Raw genomic sequence first — 1,219 nt, forward strand, 5'->3', positions numbered from 1 at the left:
CATGCGACTTCTACTTCTTATGCGGTATTAATCTTCCTTTCGGAAGGCTATCCCCCTCTATAAGGCAGGTTACCCACGTGTTACTCACCCGTCCGCCGCTAACTCCACTCCCGAAGGAGTTTTGTTCGCTCGACTTGCATGTGTTAAGCACGCCGCCAGCGTTCGTCCTGAGCCAGGATCAAACTCTCAATTTAAAATGTTAATCTTAGTTTATTACATGTTCTTCATTAGTATTCTACTATAAACTTCGCATTACTTCGTCAGCTTCGTTATTCAATCGTTCACATACAAAGTATAGTTCACTCATTCACTCCTAGCTTCCTCGTCCTGCTCGTTTCTAGCGAATACGAGATTCACATAACATACCATTAACTTCAAGTTTGATTACTAGCTTAGTACTAGTTTGCTGACTTCATATATATGAGTCAATTAAAAGAATTAACTGGTTATATGTTTCTTCTGTTCAATTTTCAAAGATCATTTGTCGCTCTCTTGCGACGCTCATTTATTGTATCAAAGCTTTTAACACTTGTCAACAACTTTTTTTCTTTCTCGTTGCTGCTCTCTCGCAGCGACAAGACTTATTATATTTCAAAGTTCATATAGTATACTTTAAAAATAACCAATTTATTTGAATATATCCCTTAAATACTATTATATACTTTAATTTTCTCTCTTTTTCTTATAATGATACACCCGATACCGAGTGCCTTTATAAAACACTAATATAAGCAATTCTCAATTCACATTTCAGTGCACAGTTAGGGCAGTGCACAGTTTCGGAATGAATAGGTAAGAGTAAATGGTGAATAGTGTAGGTTTATTTTCCCTTGTTTTGAAAACATTTTAGTCCTGCGGCCGGCGAGAGTTATAATTGTATTGATAGATATGTTTAGTGCATATATAAAACTATTATACTTAAGTGTTGTTTTTTACGAATCACGAATTTTCACTCAAAGCTATATGAAGGTGCAACCTTCATTAGCCCCCCGTAATAGTTCTATATAAAATACAAATATCTTAAGAAAGCTATCTTATTTTATGCACAAAATTATTGCACTTATAATCTCAGAAATTCCCCAAAGGGAATTTCCTCCATCACTCTCTCCTTGTAGTTTATTATTCTCTTATTTACTCGATATTTCTTAGAATTTCATATCAACTTATATCTATTTTTATATTGTATAAGTATACTAGTTGTATAGCTAACGCTTTTCAA

The 1,219-nt window shown here is 34.2% G+C and carries 1 rRNA gene; it reads right to left on the minus strand.

Going from position 1 to position 1,219, the window contains the following annotated elements:
• Positions 1–194 (minus strand): 16S ribosomal RNA (locus KQI30_RS16805); the annotation flags it as partial.
• Positions 195–1,219: the final 1,025 nt, after the last annotated feature.

The sequence above is a fragment of the Clostridium bornimense genome (assembly GCF_018917145.1).
GTDB classification, from domain to species: Bacteria; Bacillota; Clostridia; order Clostridiales; family Clostridiaceae; genus Clostridium_AN; species Clostridium_AN bornimense_A.